At 35.5% G+C, this 17,782-nt stretch carries 19 protein-coding genes and 1 riboswitch; of the genes, 18 read left to right on the top strand and 1 reads right to left on the bottom strand.

The features are described 5' to 3' along the window. The first annotated feature begins 265 nt into the window (after positions 1-265). From NYQ66_RS16965 to NYQ66_RS16895, 15 genes are all read left to right on the top strand, one after another. On the top strand, positions 266-613 hold the full coding sequence (locus NYQ66_RS16965) for a GNAT family N-acetyltransferase (RefSeq protein WP_259871187.1): 348 nt from the start codon (positions 266-268) through the stop codon (positions 611-613). 276 nt (positions 614-889) lie between these two features. Beyond that, positions 890-1,636, top strand: coding sequence for a segregation/condensation protein A (locus NYQ66_RS16960; protein ID WP_259871186.1), 747 nt, complete (start codon positions 890-892; stop codon positions 1,634-1,636). Then, positions 1,627-2,208, top strand: coding sequence for an SMC-Scp complex subunit ScpB (scpB, locus tag NYQ66_RS16955; RefSeq protein WP_259871185.1), 582 nt, complete (start codon positions 1,627-1,629; stop codon positions 2,206-2,208). The genes NYQ66_RS16960 and scpB overlap by 10 nt, the downstream gene beginning before the upstream one ends. A gap of 83 nt (positions 2,209-2,291) precedes the next feature. After that, positions 2,292-3,176, top strand: coding sequence for a superoxide dismutase (locus NYQ66_RS16950; RefSeq protein ID WP_259871184.1), 885 nt, complete (start codon positions 2,292-2,294; stop codon positions 3,174-3,176). 137 nt (positions 3,177-3,313) lie between these two features. Beyond that, positions 3,314-4,426, top strand: coding sequence for a D-alanyl-D-alanine carboxypeptidase family protein (locus NYQ66_RS16945; RefSeq protein ID WP_311202027.1), 1,113 nt, complete (start codon positions 3,314-3,316; stop codon positions 4,424-4,426). Next, entirely contained in the window at positions 4,427-5,017 is a 591-nt protein-coding gene (locus tag NYQ66_RS16940) for a nucleoside recognition domain-containing protein (protein WP_259871183.1), read from the top strand. Then, a complete protein-coding gene (locus tag NYQ66_RS16935) occupies positions 5,014-5,547 on the top strand; it encodes a spore maturation protein (protein ID WP_259871182.1) in 534 nt (177 codons plus the stop codon). The genes NYQ66_RS16940 and NYQ66_RS16935 overlap by 4 nt, the downstream gene beginning before the upstream one ends. Before the next feature lie 146 nt (positions 5,548-5,693). Continuing rightward, positions 5,694-6,422: a pseudouridine synthase gene (locus NYQ66_RS16930; RefSeq protein ID WP_259871180.1), complete on the top strand. Its 729-nt coding sequence runs from the start codon at positions 5,694-5,696 to the stop codon at positions 6,420-6,422. Between the two features lie 68 nt (positions 6,423-6,490). Continuing rightward, on the top strand, positions 6,491-7,063 hold the full coding sequence (resA, locus tag NYQ66_RS16925) for a thiol-disulfide oxidoreductase ResA (RefSeq protein WP_259871178.1): 573 nt from the start codon (positions 6,491-6,493) through the stop codon (positions 7,061-7,063). A 30-nt stretch (positions 7,064-7,093) separates the two neighbouring features. Beyond that, on the top strand, positions 7,094-8,734 hold the full coding sequence (gene resB, locus NYQ66_RS16920) for a cytochrome c biogenesis protein ResB (protein ID WP_272479892.1): 1,641 nt from the start codon (positions 7,094-7,096) through the stop codon (positions 8,732-8,734). Positions 8,735-8,768: 34 nt separating this feature from the next. Beyond that, positions 8,769-9,959: a c-type cytochrome biogenesis protein CcsB gene (ccsB, locus tag NYQ66_RS16915; RefSeq protein WP_259871175.1), complete on the top strand. Its 1,191-nt coding sequence runs from the start codon at positions 8,769-8,771 to the stop codon at positions 9,957-9,959. A 23-nt stretch (positions 9,960-9,982) separates the two neighbouring features. Beyond that, entirely contained in the window at positions 9,983-10,699 is a 717-nt protein-coding gene (locus NYQ66_RS16910) for a response regulator transcription factor (RefSeq protein WP_259871172.1), read from the top strand. Further along, the gene (locus NYQ66_RS16905) at positions 10,699-12,465 is read left to right on the top strand and encodes an ATP-binding protein (protein WP_259871170.1); all 1,767 of its coding nucleotides are present in this window, start codon (positions 10,699-10,701) and stop codon (positions 12,463-12,465) included. Before NYQ66_RS16910 ends, NYQ66_RS16905 begins: the two co-directional genes overlap by 1 nt. 78 nt (positions 12,466-12,543) lie before the next feature. Beyond that, positions 12,544-12,726: riboswitch (cobalamin riboswitch) on the top strand. A 178-nt stretch (positions 12,727-12,904) separates the two neighbouring features. Next, positions 12,905-13,294, top strand: coding sequence for a DUF4430 domain-containing protein (locus tag NYQ66_RS16900; RefSeq protein ID WP_259871168.1), 390 nt, complete (start codon positions 12,905-12,907; stop codon positions 13,292-13,294). Between the two features lie 5 nt (positions 13,295-13,299). Next, complete coding sequence (locus tag NYQ66_RS16895) at positions 13,300-13,818, top strand: ECF transporter S component (RefSeq protein ID WP_259871166.1); 519 nt, start codon at positions 13,300-13,302, stop codon at positions 13,816-13,818. Positions 13,819-13,991: 173 nt separating this feature from the next. Here the strand turns inward: NYQ66_RS16895 and NYQ66_RS16890 are convergent, their stop codons facing one another. Further along, positions 13,992-14,546 carry a GNAT family N-acetyltransferase gene (locus NYQ66_RS16890; RefSeq protein WP_259871164.1) on the bottom strand — a complete coding sequence of 185 codons (555 nt, stop codon included), beginning with the start codon at positions 14,544-14,546 and terminating at the stop codon, positions 13,992-13,994. Positions 14,547-15,330: 784 nt separating this feature from the next. Between NYQ66_RS16890 and sigX the strand changes: the two genes are divergently transcribed. From sigX to NYQ66_RS16875, 3 genes are all read left to right on the top strand, one after another. Then, positions 15,331-15,900, top strand: coding sequence for an RNA polymerase sigma factor SigX (gene sigX, locus NYQ66_RS16885; RefSeq protein ID WP_259871160.1), 570 nt, complete (start codon positions 15,331-15,333; stop codon positions 15,898-15,900). Beyond that, on the top strand, positions 15,869-17,119 hold the full coding sequence (locus NYQ66_RS16880; protein WP_259871156.1) for a hypothetical protein: 1,251 nt from the start codon (positions 15,869-15,871) through the stop codon (positions 17,117-17,119). Before sigX ends, NYQ66_RS16880 begins: the two co-directional genes overlap by 32 nt. A gap of 181 nt (positions 17,120-17,300) precedes the next feature. Further along, positions 17,301-17,768: a helix-turn-helix transcriptional regulator gene (locus NYQ66_RS16875; RefSeq protein ID WP_259871154.1), complete on the top strand. Its 468-nt coding sequence runs from the start codon at positions 17,301-17,303 to the stop codon at positions 17,766-17,768. The last annotated feature ends 14 nt before the right edge of the window (positions 17,769-17,782 follow it).

The following is a 17,782-nucleotide window of genomic DNA, read 5'->3' as shown; positions in this document are numbered from 1 at the left end:
AAAAAAGGATGGTATAACGTTGAGTCAAAAGAAGAAGAATTGGATTTTATTTATTATTTTGCTTGGTATAGGTTTTATTTGGGGTATTATTTATTGGTTCTTAATCGTATTATAAAATTTTGAAGAAATATTTGACAAAACAAAGAAAATGAGTCATAAATAGGGTATAATTCACCTTTTCTAAGGTGATCTATTGAAAATTAAGTAGAAATTTTGTTTTATGCTCTTACAATAGTCAGCTATTTTTCTTTAATGAGGGGTTCTTATGTTAATTCGTTATAAAAAAACATTTGAAAAAATTGCTATGGGATTGTTATCGTTTATGCCTGAAGAAAGGGAAGTCAAAAAGTTACAACAAACAATTAAAGATTATGAAACAAATGACAATTGGCATCTTCATTTATGGAAAGAAGAAGATATCTTAGGTGCAATTGGCGTACGAGTGACAGAAGATGACAAAATCTTAGTACAACATATTTCAGTTAATCCTTCTCATAGAAATATGGGGATAGGTAAGAAAATGGTTCAAGAAATAAAAGTATTGTACAGTGATCATTACGACATAATTGCATCCGAACTAACACAAAACTTTCTAGCAAAATGTGATAACTAATAAGTTTCAGCTCTATTTTAGAGCTGTTTTTTTGTTTTTTAGTCATGTTGTGATCCATGTGCAAACACCACGAAAATTCTCTATTAGGAAATTATCCTCGCATATGAATTTATAACTACATTGGATATATAACAACAAATCATTAGAATATAATCATTTTTAGACGTTTTTCTTGTCGAATTTCCCTTTCTATATCACCCTACCTTTGCTATATTAAGTATGAAAGGTCTAGAACAATCACATGAACCTTGTCTTTAAATTGGAGGAAATACGCAAATGTATGAAACATATCAAGTAAAACTAGATGCATTTGAGGGGCCATTGGACCTTTTGTTACATCTCATAAATCAGTATGAAATTGATATATATGATATACCTGTTTCTCAGATTACAGAGCAATATATGGTTTATATTCATACGATGCAACAGTTAGAACTTAATGTTGCTAGTGAATATTTGGTTATGGCTGCTACACTATTAGCGATCAAGAGTCAACTATTATTACCAAATCAAGAAATAGAGTCTGAAAATGATGCCTATGAGGAAGATCCTAGAGAAGACTTGATGAGGCGTTTAATAGAATATCGTAAATACAAGGAAGTTGCGCACCAATTAAAAGAAAAAGAACTAGATGCGAATATGATATACACCAGACCACCTAAAACTTTTGAAAAATTATCAAATCAGCAACCAGTAGAAAGGGGTAATATCTCAATCTATGACATGATTGCTGCAATGAATAAGGTCTTCGACAGAAAAAAGTGGAATAAACCTTTAGAAACGCGTGTGCAACGAGCAGAAATACCAATTAAACAAAGAATGGATGAAGTGCTTGAGCAAATGAAGGGAATAAAACATGGAATTCCATTTGATCAACTTTTTCCTTATCACTCTCGCTCTCATATTGTTGTTACGTTTATAGCTATTCTAGAACTGATGAAGACAAAGAAAATATATTGTACACAAGAAAAACACTTCGATGAATTGTTGGTTTTCAATATGGAGGGTGAACAGTGGAACTAAGAGAACTTAAGGCTGTTACAGAAGGATTACTTTTTGTTTCAGGCGATGAAGGAATTAGTAAAAAACAGTTAGTGCGATTGCTTGAAATGGATGCAAAAACAGTAGATCATATTATGGAAGAGTTAAAATATGATTATGAAAATGTGGAAAGAGGTATTACGATTATCCAATCCAAAGACCTCTACCATTTAACTACAAAACCAGAACATACGTCTTACTACCAAAAGTTGATGGAGTCACCACAGTCTTCTCGATTATCTCAAGCTGCATTGGAAACATTGGCTATTATTGCTTACCAACAACCAATTACACGGGCAGAGATTGAAGAAATACGTGGAGTAAATAGTGATCGACCAGTTCAGACATTGTTAGCAAGAGCATTAGTGGAAGAAGCAGGTCGAAAAGAAGGTGTAGGTAGGCCGATTATGTTTGGTACATCTAAAGATTTCCTAACATATTTTGGGTTAAAATCGATTGAAGAACTGCCTCCTTTACCGGAAGGGATCTCAGAAGAAGATGTAGAGAATGAAGCGGACTTATTCTTTGAACGATTTAAAGATTTAGAGGAATAAGAATCCCAATTTTTATCGAAAATTATCTCCAATATATTCACCCATAATTTACTTTTCCATAAAATAGTTTTTGAGGTGATTATATGCAGGATAATAAAAAAAACTATTTAATGTCCTTGTTGTCTTGGGCTGATGAATTAGAACAAAAAGTAAGCCAAATCGATGTGGACGAGTCAGAGCTTAAGGAATGGCATAACCAAATCAATCATTGGAAAACAATTATTAACGAAAAGTTAGATCAGGCCGATTCCATATCAGATGACACTATCTATGACATTCAAGATAGAAGTCAGAATTTAGTAGATATGTTGGAAGAAACGATTGCTAACCCGAGAAATAAAAAAGACAGATTGCCGCCTGGAGAGCATCAGTTACCACCTCTCCCATATGCGTATAATGCTTTAGAACCATATATTGCAGAAGAGATTATGAGGTTGCATCACAAAGAGCACCACCAATCATACGTAGATGGTTTGAATAAGGCAGAGAAAGAATTGTATGGTAAGAAGGTTGACCCTAACCTCTTAAAACATTGGATGAGAGAACAAGCTTTCCATGGTTCTGGACATTACCTTCATACTATTTTTTGGGGCAATATGTCACCAAAAGGTGGGGGAACTCCAGGGCAAGTTTTACTTAGTCAAATAAGAAAAGACTTTGGCTCGTTTAAGAACTTTCAACTCCTTTTCACGAAAGCCGCTGAATCAGTAGAAGGTGTAGGTTGGGCGATATTAGTTTGGCAACCTCGTGCTGGCAGATTAGGGATTCAAACCGTTGAAAAGCACCAAATGTTTAGCTTATGGGATAGTATCCCTTTGCTTGTATTAGATGTCTGGGAACATGCTTATTATCTTCAATACCAAAATAATAGATCTAATTATATTGATAATTGGTGGAATGTGGTTCATTGGCCTGATGTGTCAGAGAGATTTCAACAAGCCAATAAACTTGTTTGGCCATTATATTAAACAGTGTTTATAAGACCTTTATCCTTTTTGGATAAAGGTTTTTTGGTTCGCTTTTTTAAATTTTAACCTGATTAATCATAAGCCCGTCCTTCTTGCATAATATTGTAGAGACATAGGTAAGGTTGGGAGGAACCAAAGTGAAGCAATTGTTTATCGTTATAAGCTGTATCAGTTTAATTTTCCTTTTTTCACCTACATACACCAATGCAAAACCTGGTGTTTCTGCAAATAATGCTGTTTTAATGGAACAGTCTTCAGGTCGAGTCTTATATGAGAAGCAGTCAAATGATCCACACTTAATTGCAAGTATTACAAAGATTATGACAGCAATTATAGCAATAGAATCAGGAAAAATGGAGGACGCCGTAACAGCGAGTCGAAGGTCGGTCTACACCGAGGGCTCTTCTCTTTACTTAGAAGAAGGGGAAAAAATGAAATTAAAAGACCTAGTCTATGGTTTAATGTTGAGGTCTGGAAATGACTCTGCTGTGGCTATCGCTGAGCATGTAGGTGGAAGTGTTGAAGGGTTTACACACCTAATGAACGAAAAAGCTGTTTGGTTAGGTATGACAAATTCTCATTTTGATAATCCACATGGCTTAGATTCTGACAAGCATTACTCAACTGCATACGACATGGCCCTGCTAACTAGATATGCAATGGAGAACGAGACTTTTAGAGAGATAACTGGATCAAAATCACACAAAGCGGAGACTAGAAAATATGCATGGGGAAATAAGAATAAATTATTAACTAGGTATTATAAGTATTCAACAGGTGGAAAAACAGGGTACACGAAAGCAGCAGGACGGACGCTTGTGTCTACAGCAAAAAAAGACGGAATGGAATTAATCGTCGTAACATTAAATGCTTCCGATGATTGGAAAGACCACATGCGTTTATTTGACTGGGGTTTTGAAAACTATGATCTAACTACACTGCAAGAAAAGGGTAAACAAACTTTTAATATAACGGAGAGTGACGAACAAAAAGAAGGATTTTTTAGAAATGAAGTTACATTTCCGTTAACTTCTGATGAAGAAGAGAGCATCAATACGGCAACATATTTTGAAAAACTAAATGCAGAATGGAGCCCTGTTATTGGTAAGAAGGTATTCAGGCTAAATGGTGAGCCTATTGCGGAAACTTCTATTTATAGAAGTGATGACTCAGACCCAGAGGAAAAAGAGGAAAAAGGTTTACTAGATGAACTTATAGAAACATTTCATCGTATTATTGGAGTAATATAGATGGTTAATTATATATGGGCAGGAATGGCCATCATTGGTATTATTTATGCGATGTTCAATGGGACAATGGATAAGGTAAGTGAGGCCTTGTTTGAGAGTGCAAACGAAGCCGTAACATTATCTATTGGACTAATTAGTGTTTTAGTGTTTTGGTTAGGTTTAATGCGTGTTGCGGAGAAAGCAGGAATCTTAAGCGTGTTAACACGAATTTGTAAGCCTTTTGTCACGAAATTGTTTCCCGAAATACCAAAAGATCATCCAGCAATGGGGTACATCTTATCAAATTTTACGGCTAATATTTTTGGACTTGGAAATGCGGCAACACCTATGGGGATTAAAGCAATGGAAGAAATGAAAAAAATAAGTGGGTCTGATAAAGCCAGTCGGTCCATGATAACTTTTTTGGTAATTAATACGTCAAGCCTGACACTGATACCAACTACTGTTATTGCAATTCGGATGCAATATGATTCTGTAGCACCAACTGAAATTGTTGCAACTACGATTATGGCAACAGTCGTAACGTCTATTGCTGCCATAACTGTTGATCGATTATTTTATTTAAGAAGGGTGCGAAAAAATAAAAAATGAGTATGTTGACAACTATAAGCACATGGATCATTCCTTGTATGATTTTGTTGGTCTTAGTTATTGCAACCTTGAAGAAGCTACCGACATACGAAATTTTTGTAGAAGGAGGAAAAGAAGGAGTCAAAATGGCTTTTTCCCTTCTTCCTTTTTTATTAGGTATGATCGTGTCGATAGCAATTCTAAGGAGTTCAGGAGCCATGGAAGCTTTTATTTCTTTTATATCACCAGTGCTAACGAAACTAGGGGTACCTTCTGAAATTGTTCCGTTAGCAGCAATACGGCCAATTTCAGGAACAGCAGCACTTGGAATGACAACAGAATTAATTAAAACCTACGGTCCAGATTCATTTATTGGTAGGTTAGCTTCAACAATGCAAGGCAGTACGGATACGACTTTGTATATTATTACGGTTTATTTTGGAGCTGTAGGAATTAGAAGAATGGGAGATGCTTTAAAAGTTGGACTCATAGCAGATTTTATTGGTATAATAGCCTCAATCGTCATTGTAACGATTGTATTTGCAAGTTAAGCGTTAACGTCGTGTTAACGCTCTTGTTTTGTTTGCATTTGTTTAACGTGTAGTTAATATAGTTGCTTCTACTAATAACTTGTTGCGCATTCGGCTATAAATATATGGAGAAGTATAAATTAAAAAATAGGGATTATGGTGATAAAATGGAACGTTTACAAAAGGTAATAGCTCAAAGTGGAGTTACTTCAAGAAGAAAAGCAGAAAAATTAATTGAGGACGGAAAAGTAAAAGTAAATGGCGAGATTGTTCGTACGTTAGGAACGAAGGTTTCTAAAGAAGATATGATAGAAGTAAACGGTATTCCGTTAGAAAAAGAACAGCCTGTATATTTTCTTCTCTATAAACCTCGAGGGGTCATCTCAAGCGTGAAGGATGAAAAGAATAGAAAAGTGGTTTTAGATTTAATTCCTGAAATCAAAGAACGTGTATTCCCAGTTGGTCGTTTGGATTATGACACAAGCGGTTTAATTCTATTAACAAATGATGGTGAGTTTGCAAACCTACTCATGCATCCTCAACATGAGATCGATAAAGTATATGTGGCAAAAGTAAAAGGTATTCCAAAAAAAGAAGATTTGACTCAACTAAAAAAAGGGATTGTAGTTGATGGTGATAAACTAAAGGCAAAGCATGTAAAAATATTGTCTACCGATACAAAAAAGAATACAGCTATTATCGAGTTGGTTTTGCATCAAGGTAAGAATAGACAGATACGAAGAATGATGGATGCAATCCAATTTCCTGTAGACAAGTTAAAACGAGAAATGTACGGCTTTTTGACTTTAAAAGGCTTAAGTGCTGGTGAATGTCGTGAACTTACACCACATGAAGTGAAACAATTAAGAGAAGAAGCGACCAAAATTGTCAAATAATGTTCAAATAATATTCATAATTACACCTTGATTTTAGTGATACAATGGGCAAGGGGAGTGTGAGAACAGTGAGTAAAGTCGAGCAAGCTAGACAGAAGAAAAGCAAAAAGAAAATGAAACGTTTTTTCTTTCGCTCCATCATCTTAATTGTATTATTAGCTGCTTTAGTTTTTGCCCTTGTATCTAATCTTACAAAAGATAAAGCTGCAATAGGAGTCGGGGATGAAGCACCTAGCTTTCAATTAAAGCAGATTAACAATGATGGACAACCTTTACATTTAGATGAACTTAAAGGTAAGGGGATAATGTTGAATTTTTGGGCTACCTTTTGTAAGCCCTGTGAGCAAGAGATGCCTTATATGGAATCTTTATATCCTAAATACAAAGAACAAGGTGTAGAGATTGTGGCCGTAAGCGTAGATTTTACTGAATTAGTAATCGAGCAGTTTGTGGAAAGGCATAACTTAACTTTTCCTATCCTACATGATAATACAGAGCAGGTAAGGGATTTGTATAATGTAGGGCCATTGCCAACGACCTACTTTATTAATGCTGAAGGGGAAGTCGTTGAGTTAGTTTCTGGTCAGTTAACCTTAGAGGACCTAGAAGGTTATCTACAACAAATTGTACCAAAAGAGTGAGAGGACGAAGGATTATAGCGAGGGGTTATTATGAAAAAAATTACTTGTGAAGCATGTCAACATCTAAATCCTGAGGGGACAGTTTTATGTGAGTCATGTGGAAAACCATTAGAAGAGGACCAATATATCGACGGGAATAACAAGACAAAACTCTTAAACATGCGTTATGAGGGGAGTTCACGTCGCTCACAAACATATAACAAATCAATCGTTGACCAAATATGGAACTTTTTTTCTTCCGTAAAGGTTGGCGTGACGTTAATTGTAATTACATTAATTGCATCTGCAGCGGGAACGATTTTCCCACAACGCATGTATATACCGCCAACCGCATCTCCGGCTACATATTACGAAGATACGTATGGTATACTTGGTCAGATATACTATCAATTAGGGTTTCATGAATTATATAGCTCTTGGTGGTATATGATTCTCATTGCATTGATTGGTATATCAATTATTATTGCTAGTATTGATCGTGTCGTTCCTTTGTATCGTGCCTTGAAACATCAAAAACCAGTAAGACACAAATCTTTTATTAGTCGCCAAAGGCTGCATAGTAAGACGGAAGATGTTTCTAAAGAGGACAAAGAGCTTTTAATAAAAGGACTTAAAAAACAACGATATAAAGTAACAGAAGACAATGGGCATGTGTTAGCAGAAAAAGGGCGATTTTCTAGATGGGGCCCATATGTCAATCATTGCGGTTTAATTATTTTCTTGCTGGGTGCTTTACTTCGCTTTGTCCCATTTATGTATATTGACGATTTTGTTTGGGTAAGAGAAGGAGAAACCAAGGTTATTCCAGAGACACATAGTAAATATTATATTGAAAATAAAGAGTTTATTATGGAGACCTATGGAGATAGTGAAGAAGATGCTAGGTTTGAACAAGCACTTGCGGATAAGGGTCCTGTAGCTAAAAACTTTCAAACGAATGCGGTTATCTACGAAAATAGTGAAACAACAATTGGTGCAGAACCAAAACTGGAAAAAGTCTTAGAAGATAGTATCCGTGTGAATCATCCTTTAAAATTAGAAGGCATTTCTTTATATCAAACAAGTTATCAGTTAAATGAATTTAAATCTATGTCTTTTATTATTCATGAAACAGATGATCAAGAGGAAGAAGAACTTGCTAGTTTTACAGTTGATCTTGCAGATCCAGCTCGAGAATATAATTTAGACAATGGATTTAGAGTTACGATTGATCAGTATTTTGCGGATTATTATTTAGATAACGGTATTCCAAGGTCTCAATCGGATCATCCTAAAAACCCAGCATTTGTCTTTTCAGTTTATCCACCAAACAGTGACGATCCGGAGGTAAGCTTTGCTGGAATTGGTAGAAATGTAGATGCAACGGGTCAAAATGAATACAAAGTTGGATTACAAAACTTTGAAATCAGAGATGTAACAGGATTAACAGTAAGACGTGATTATACCCTGCCTATTCTCATTATAGGTGGTATTATTTTTATGATTGGTGTTGTACAAGGGATGTACTGGCAACATAGAAGGGTATGGATCCATCCTACAGAAAATGGTGTTTGGTTAGCAGGTCACACGAACAAGAACTATTTTGGACTTAAAAAGGATATTGAAAAAGCAATTGACGGCACGACGATCCAAATGGTTGTGGATCAAGCAGAAGAGAATAAAAAGGAATAATATAGAGTTCAGGTCATGACTAAGGAGGACCATCATGGGGGATTTAATTACAATAAGTAGCAACTTTTTATATGTTGCTTTTATCTTATATTTAATTGCTACACTGTTTTTTGGGGGTTCAATACGAGGTAAAAAGCAACAAGAAAAGGTTACAATGTCAAGCAAAATTGCTATCGTATTAACGATAGCAGGTTTTCTAGCGCAACTAGGTTATTTTATAACAAGGTGGATTGCAAGTGGACATGCACCTGTTAGTAATTTATTTGAATTTACCACGTTTTTTGGTATGATGATCGTTTTTGCGTTCATTATTTTATACTTCATCTATAAATTAAATATATTAGGAGTATTTACTTTACCGGTAGCTCTCTTGATTATTGCCTATGCAAGTATGTTTCCAAGAGAGATCTCACCGCTAGTACCATCATTAAAAAGTCACTGGTTATATATCCATGTAACCACTGTGTCATTAGGTGAAGCAATTCTCGCAGTAAGTTTTGCGGCTGGTTTAATATACTTAATCAAAGTGGTTGACCAAACAAAGAAGAGTAAAAAAACTACGTTGCTAGAGATCATTCTTTATTCTTTGTTTGCAACGCTAGGCTTTGTCATTATTACATCTGTCTTCAGTGCGGTGAACTACAATGCAACATTTGAGTTTCCATTTGAAGGTGAGATATCAGAAGTAGATTATCACCTGCCTCCAATTGCCGGCCCAAATGATGGAGAGCTCCTTACTACCGAACGAATGGATTCACTATTTGAAGCGCCTGGTTGGATGCAGGGTGTTAATGCAGCAAGAAAATTTAATACACTAATATGGTCACTCTTAACTGGCTATGGTTTATATATGATTGCAAGACTTATTTTGAGAAAAAGGGTTGCTGCTGCAATTCAACCATTGTTAAAAAATACTAACGCTGATCTAGTAGACGAAGTTTCTTATCGTGCAGTTGCATTTGGGTTTCCTATTTTCACTTTAGGTGGATTAGTATTTGCTATGATATGGGCGCAGGAAGCATGGAATCGATACTGGGGTTGGGACCCTAAAGAGGTTTGGGCGCTAATCACATGGTTCTTCTATGCAGCATTTCTCCATTTGAGACTTTCACAAGGCTGGCATGGTGAAAAGTCAGCTTGGCTAGCAGTAATTGGGTTTGCTATAATAATGTTTAACTTGATCGCTGTAAACCTTATTATAGCTGGATTGCATTCGTATGCATAAATATACGTAAGGGGGTAATTGGGATGGAAAACGGTGCAAGAGTATTAGTTGTAGATGATGAAGACAGAATTAGACGATTAATTCGAATGTATTTAGAAAGAGAAGAGTACGTAGTGGATGAAGCAGAAGATGGATCCAAAGGTGTAGAGTTAGCACTAGAGAATGATTATGATGTAATACTTTTAGATATTATGATGCCTGTAAAAGACGGGATTGAAGCTTGTAAAGAAATTAGAGAACAAAAGACGACACCGATCATCATGCTTACAGCAAAAGGGGAGGAAGCAAATCGGATCCAAGGTTTTGAAGTAGGTACAGACGATTATATCGTAAAGCCGTTTAGTCCGAGAGAAGTTGTTCTTAGGGTGAAGGCTTTAATTAGGAGATCTTCTGCTACTAATTTCCTAAAAACGGATAGCACAACGAAAGATATGTTAGAATTTCCGCACCTGGTTATAGATAATGATGCACATCGGGTTTTAGCAGATGGTATAGAAGTAGGGCTAACACCAAAAGAATATGAACTTCTTTATTTTCTGGCGAAAGCACCAGACAAGGTTTATGACCGAGAACAATTGTTAAAAGAAGTCTGGAAATATGAGTTCTTTGGTGACTTGCGTACAGTAGATACACATGTAAAGCGGTTAAGAGAGAAATTAAACAAGGTATCTAAAGATGCAGCGAAAATGATTGTAACGGTTTGGGGTGTCGGCTACAAATTTGAAGTAGCTAGTGAGTAATGTTCTGGAGAAGTGTAGTAGGTAAATTATGGTTTACTTTCTTACTGTTGGTTTCAGTTGTACTCGCTATCTTATCTTTTTTACTACTTGAATTTTTTCAGAGCTTCCACATTTTAGAAGCGGAAGAAGACCTATTACAAACAGCGACAAAGGTTACTGAAATGATTGAGCAGTACGATGACCGAGCGTTAATAGTAGAGACATCAGAAAGATTGAAAGATCCAACAAGTAGAGTTGCTATATTTTTCGATGAGAATGACTACTGGCTTTCTGGAGTTACAGACGAGCAACTTCCGGAAATATCGGCTGACTGGCTATTAAATGAAGCTGATTTACAAGTTGTGATTGAGGAAAATACCGAGTTTAAAAAGTTAAAAAATTTACCAAATGGTAATGAAGTTATGATTGTAGGAAAGCACCTAGGTGAGCATAACGGGGCTGTTTATGTTTATCAATCTTTAACAACTGTTAAAGAGACAACAAGGCAAACCACGCAAATTATCCTATTAGGTGCAGGAATTGCAATTGTTTTAACTACTATATTTGCATTTTTCTTATCTACAAGAATTACTTCTCCTCTAATAAAAATGAGGGAAGGTGCATTTGAGTTAGCGAAAGGCGAATTCAATACGAAGGTTCCGATTTTGACACATGATGAAATCGGAGAGCTTGCAATGGCATTTAATCGTATGGGGCGCCAATTAAAATTCCATATAAATGCACTTAGACAGGAAAAAGAGCAGCTATATAGCATCCTAAGCTCCATGGCTGATGGGGTAATCACACTTAACCGTAAAGCAGAGATTATTGTTTCTAACCCCCCAGCTGAAAAGTACTTACAAGATTGGTACTATGAAAACAATGTTAATCCGTTAACGGACAAAAAAATCCTCCCAGGAGAGTTAAAGGATTTGTTGGCGGATGTCATTGCATCGGAAAAAGAGATCAGTAAAGAATCTTTTATCCAGGGACGAAATTGGGTACTAATCATGTCCCCTTTATATGACCAGACATATGTAAGAGGCGTTGTTGTTGTTATTAGAGATATGACGGAAGAACGTCGTTTAGACAAGCTAAGAGAAGACTTTATTGCTAATGTATCACATGAACTTAGAACACCAATATCAATGCTTCAAGGTTATAGTGAAGCAATTGTGGATGATATTGCAGAAAGTAAAGAAGAAAAAAATGAGCTAGCTAAAATTATTCACGATGAATCGTTAAGAATTGGTCGACTCGTAAATGAATTGCTAGATTTAGCTAGAATGAAGGCTGGTCATATCCACTTAAGTAAAGAGGATGTTCAGCTAAATCTTTACCTAGAGCGCGTGGTCAAGAAATTTCAAGGTATGGCATCGGACAAAAAGATTACTTTAGAGCTTGATATGAGTGTTAAAGAAGAACGTATTTCTATTGATCCGGATCGCATTGAGCAAGTATTGACAAATTTAATCGATAATGCCATAAACCATACGAATGAAAATGGTAAAGTAACGATAAAAGTGGATTCATTAACAGAGTCAATACAAATTGCGATTATTGATAATGGATCGGGAATTTCACAAGAAGATTTACCATTTGTGTTTGAAAGGTTTTATAAAGCAGACAAATCAAGAAAACGCAAAGGTCGTAAAGGAACAGGATTAGGCCTAGAGATTGCGAAAAATATCGTAGAAGCTCACAAAGGGTCTATTGATGTCCAAAGTAAGCTAAATGAAGGAACTACCTTCACATTTAAATTACCTAAAAATGGCGAAAATAAATAAATGGTGTTGAATGTTCTTGTTTCTTATGAAACAATGCTTCTATTTTGAAAAGTTCTGTGATAAAATTACAATTAGCAATTGAATAGTGCGAATTTTGGTGAAATTTGTTATAAAAAAGGGAATCTGGTGAAAGTCCAGAGCTGTCCTCGCAACTGTAAGTGCGTACGAAAAGAGTAAATCCACTGTATAACTATTATATGGGAAGGGCTCTGAGTAGGTTGAGGCACAAGTCAGTAGACCTGCCAAAATTTATATGTTTCAAAGCTTCGGGGATTGAGCGTTTGAGGTGGTCAGTGTTAGATTTAACGCAATATGTCTATTTGTGTGCGTTTTTAACCAAACTGTCTTAAAACTTATCCGTTTAGGGTAAGTTTTTTTAGTTACAATGATTATTTATTCGTTCATGAACCTAATTATTACAAAATGGAGGGTTCTAGCTATGAAAAAGTTTTATGCAAGTTTGTTATCTTTATTTTTAATGCTTGGTATTTTAATGGGATGTGCAGAGGAAGATAACGCTAATCCAGAAACAGAGAGTGATAGTGCGGTCTCGATAACTATTTCACAGGATAATGGAGCAGAAGTTATTGCTGAAGAAGAGATTGTTATTGAAGAAGGTGCTATTCTAATGGATGTACTTGAAGAAAATTTTGAAGTGGAAAAAAGTGATCAAGGATTCATCACTTCCATAGAAGGAATAGCTCAAGATGATGAAAATGGTAAGTATTGGATGTACGATGTCAATGGTGAAGAAGCTACTGTAGGTGCGAATGATTATGAATTAAATCCAGATGACAAAGTTGTTTTTGACCTACATGGTATGGAATGAGTTAAGTGAACACGTATAAATTAACGTTAATAGCTGTTTTAGCTGCGCTGGCAGTTGTGGGGAGATTTGCCTTTCAACATATACCTAATGTTCAACCCGTCACGACACTTATTATCATTTGCGGTTTCTTTTTAGGACCAGTAGCAGCAATGATCTTAGCAGTATTGACAACATATTTATCTAATCTTTTTTTAGGTATGGGCATCTGGACTATTTGGCAAATTGTTGCCTGGGCATTGATCGGTTTAGGGAGCGGTTTAATTGGCTTATGGAAGATAAAACGTCCGTTATACGTACTAGTAGGCTTTGCTGTTTTTAGCGGATATTTCTATGGGCTCATTGTTTCCTTGTCCAATTACATAATAACAGGTAAATATTTTGCCTATTACTTGGCAGGATTACCTTTTGACACGTATCATGCAGTAGGGAATGGCTTGTTTATGGTGATTTTATATCCAGCGTTGTCTGTGATATTCAAAAGGTATAATAAGCGATATGTTCACACAAAAATACCAACACAATAGTAAGTAGTTCCGATAGCGAGGAGAAAATCTTAAATACCAGGCTAAATAGATGAACTAAACGCACGATGTTTAGCACTGAAAATAGCAGTACAAATAGTAAGAAAAAACGCTTGGGTATTTTTAACCAAGCGTTTTTTCTTGTTGAACTAGCTCTCCAATAGTTTAACATCGAACTAATGCTTCCTATTCCATTCTTCAGATAACAGTCCATAAATAACGTGGTCAACATAATGGTCATATAGCCATTCTGCTTGTCTTATTTCACCTTCTTTTGTGAATCCGAATCGTTCAGGTAGTGCCCTACTTTTTTTGTTTTCAACTGCGACATTAACCTCAATTCGATTTAACTCAAGTTCCTTAAAACCATAATCTATTACTGCTTTAAATGCCTTTGACATTATACCTTTTCCTTGGAATTTTTCACCCAACCAATAACCAATAACACCAATTCGGTTAGCTTTATTTAAGTCATTAAACCCAATTGTACCAGCAATTTCACCTCTATAAATGATAGCAAATGACTTTGGGTATCCACCATTTTCTACAATTCCCTTAACTCTAGCCTTTATGTTATTAGCAGAATCTTCAACACTCTCTATATAATCAAGCCAACCCAACCACTCTTTTAAATATGGTTTTGAATCAATTGTTAAATTGTAAAATTCTACTGTATCATCTTCATTAAATAACCTTAAAGAAACTTCTTCATCAATTTTGTATGTAAGCAAACCTTTCTCCCCCTCGTTGTCATCCCTATATTTTCACTTTTTCTTTTTTCACTAATGGGATGCTTAAGCACGTTCTTTCACAAACTCTATATTTATTTTAACAGAAATAACAAATATCCTCTTGTTTTTTAAAAATCAGCATCAAAATTAACATGCAAATTCATATAGGAAAAAGCACATTGACAACGGCTATTGACACTATGCTATTTGGAGGTGCGGACTTGATCCATAATGTGCAGTAACTATGTCGCTATTGATTTTGGCAGCTAAGAAATCCCTTATTCACCTAAATTCTTAGGCTTTATGATTTTAACAGCTACATAAATTCATTATTTACCTTAATTTCATTGAAATCGTAGGCGTTTAGCTAAAATAACGGATCTCATAGCCGCTCAGAAATCGAAGTGATCTTAGCGGTTATGAGATCCGTTATTTTGCTTAAAAGCCCAGACTTTATTATTTTAACGGCTACCAGAGCCCTTATTCGCCCTGATTTCAATGATTTCGTTGGCATTTTGCTAAAATAGCTTACTGTATAGCCGCTCAAATGAAAAAATATCACCAAAAAGGTAAATAAGGGCCCTCACAGCCGCTTGAATTGCATTCCTAAACTATCTCTTTGTAATAATGTCGCAGTATATGCATTCTATGCAATAACAAATGTATTCTATCATTAAAAATCTTTATTTGTTCTATTTTTGTTCGAATGAATAATTTATAATAGCAATAGTGAAACTTTTCTATACATATAAACGACAAATCATATGAACGGGGGGTCTAGGGAATGAAGACCGCTTTCGAGGACATTTATGACCAATACCATAAAGATTTATTCCAATTCATTTTTTATATGGTCAAAGATAAACAACAGACAGAAGATATAATCCAAGAGGTATATATAAAAGTATTAAAATCTTATGATACTTTTAAAGGAGAGAGCAGTGAGAAAACCTGGTTGTTTTCCATAGCTAGGCATGTAACGATTGATTTCTTTCGCAAACAAAAACGTAAGCGAAATCGAATTATTGATTTGTTTGATTGGAGTGAAAAAGGGTTTTTAATTAAAGATGAGCATGACTTGCCTGAAGAAGTTGCCGTTTTAAATGATGAAATGCAACAAGTATATCGTTGTTTGGATAAATGTACCATGGATCAGAAAAGCGTCATCATACTAAGATACATTCAATCATTTTCCATTGAAGAGACAGCCGATACACTTGGTTGGAGTATTAGTAAAGTGAAGACAACACAACATAGGGCGATTAAAACCTTAAAAGATTTATTAGACACAGGAACAACAGGAAGAGGGGAGGGGACTGAGGTTGAGTCACAACAAAGAAGAGGAAAAGCTTAAGACTTTACTAAATAGTATGCCGAGGATTGAGGATGAACAAAGTAAAGATGAATTGTATGCAAAGATCTCCTCAAGAGTTGAACAAAAAGAAAGACCTTCCATTAAAAGACGTAGATTTTCATGGGTGTTCCCTTCCTTAGGAACTATAGGTGTTATTACCTTATTTGTGTTGATATTCCAAAATTCACCAATTAATTTCAATGGAAATTATGAGTCTCTAGAAGAATCTTCAGGTTATGATATGGCGAGTGACGAAGATAGAGAAAGTACGGAAGAGGATAGAGAAGGTACAGACGGGGATACAGCGGAAAATAAAATAAATAGTTTTGGTGAAGAAAGCGAACCAGAAATGGATGCAATAGAAGAATCTGCAGAAGGTGAAATATCCATGGCTGATGTTGCACCAAATAGTCACATTGTTACTGCTACTCGTCCTAATACTACAATGGTACAATTAGCAGTGACCGAAACAAATATTCAAAACGTAATTCCGATTACGTTAATAGATGGAGATGGAAACAGGGACGTTAATGAATATTATAACGAATTAGAGAGCTTTATTGATCTAAGTGAGTTAGGAGTAAAGTCCATCATACCAGAGGGCCTTACCTTTGATATTGATGAATCGGAAAACCAAGTTACAATGCATGTGTCGGAGGATTTTAAATTTCCGGATGGATCATCATATCCGAATATATTTGTTAATGCTCTTTCAATCATGTTCCAACCTTTCGAAATTGACGCTGTCTCGATTGGATCTACAGATAATTCCGAATCATTATTTGGACCGATCGTTCCAAATGATGATCAAATTCAATTGAACGACTTTGCCAATAATGGGTATAAGCTTTACCAGAGTTCAGAAAAGCTATCTGAACTACTTGTACCAATTCAAGGAGATTTTGCTTCGTTGGAGGAAGCGATGATAGAAATGCAAACAAGTGAGCCGGAATTTAATCTAAAAGCAACGGTTCCAACAGATATATCCTTTACGGTTGAAGAAAATGATAATACTGTAATTGTAACGATGGATGAGTCGGAAATATTTGGTGATCCCCAACAAACGATTAATATGGTAGAGGCTATATTAATGACTGCTAAAAGTTTTGGTTTTGTTGAAGTTCAGTTTCAATTACCTATACTGACTGCCGGACCGTATCTATTTGACAACCCAATTCCAATTCCAGTTGGAGTGAATCCAATCGAATTGAATAACTAACAAGTATAATAATGTACCTCCACCTAGCTATAAGGTGGAGGTTGTTTTATCTCCACTACTTTGTGAGAAAAAGAAAATGACATTGATAGTGGGAATAAATGAACTGATCATGTTAAAATAAATGAGATATCTTATGTACTATTTGCAAGTGAATGTTAAAACTAAATGGGGAATGGTCACTATGAATAAACAAAATGTAATAGATACGATTTCCTCGAAGCTAAAATTAATTCGAGTTGAAAGAGGATATACACAAGATCGAATGGCGACTGTGTTAGGGATTTCCAAAAAGACACTAGTGCAAATTGAAAAGGGACGTGCAGCTGCAAATTGGTCGACTGTTGTTACTGTCTGTGCTCTTTTTAGAAATAGTGATGTAGTCATTCATCTGTTAGGTGGCGATGTGTTAGAAGTGATCGAAACGATTGCACATGACTTTGTTGAAGAGCCGAAAGACAGGACAATGGGTGGAAAAATATGGTGGAAGAAAATAGAAGAAGAGGCTGGCTATACATTGCAACAAAATGTAATCAGTCAACATTTTCGCATTATTGATGAACAAAAAAACCGCATGTATAGCTGCCTGGATAAAGAAGAAGCAGAATTAAAGCTAAAAGAAATAACGAGCGTACTTAGAAATTCTAGTTAATGCGAACACCATTT

Source organism: Aquibacillus koreensis, from assembly GCF_025154055.1.
Taxonomy (GTDB): domain Bacteria; phylum Bacillota; class Bacilli; order Bacillales; family Amphibacillaceae; genus Aquibacillus_C; species Aquibacillus_C koreensis.
The sequence above is the reverse complement of the archived record's forward strand: the minus strand, read 5'-3'. Positions and strand labels throughout refer to the sequence as shown.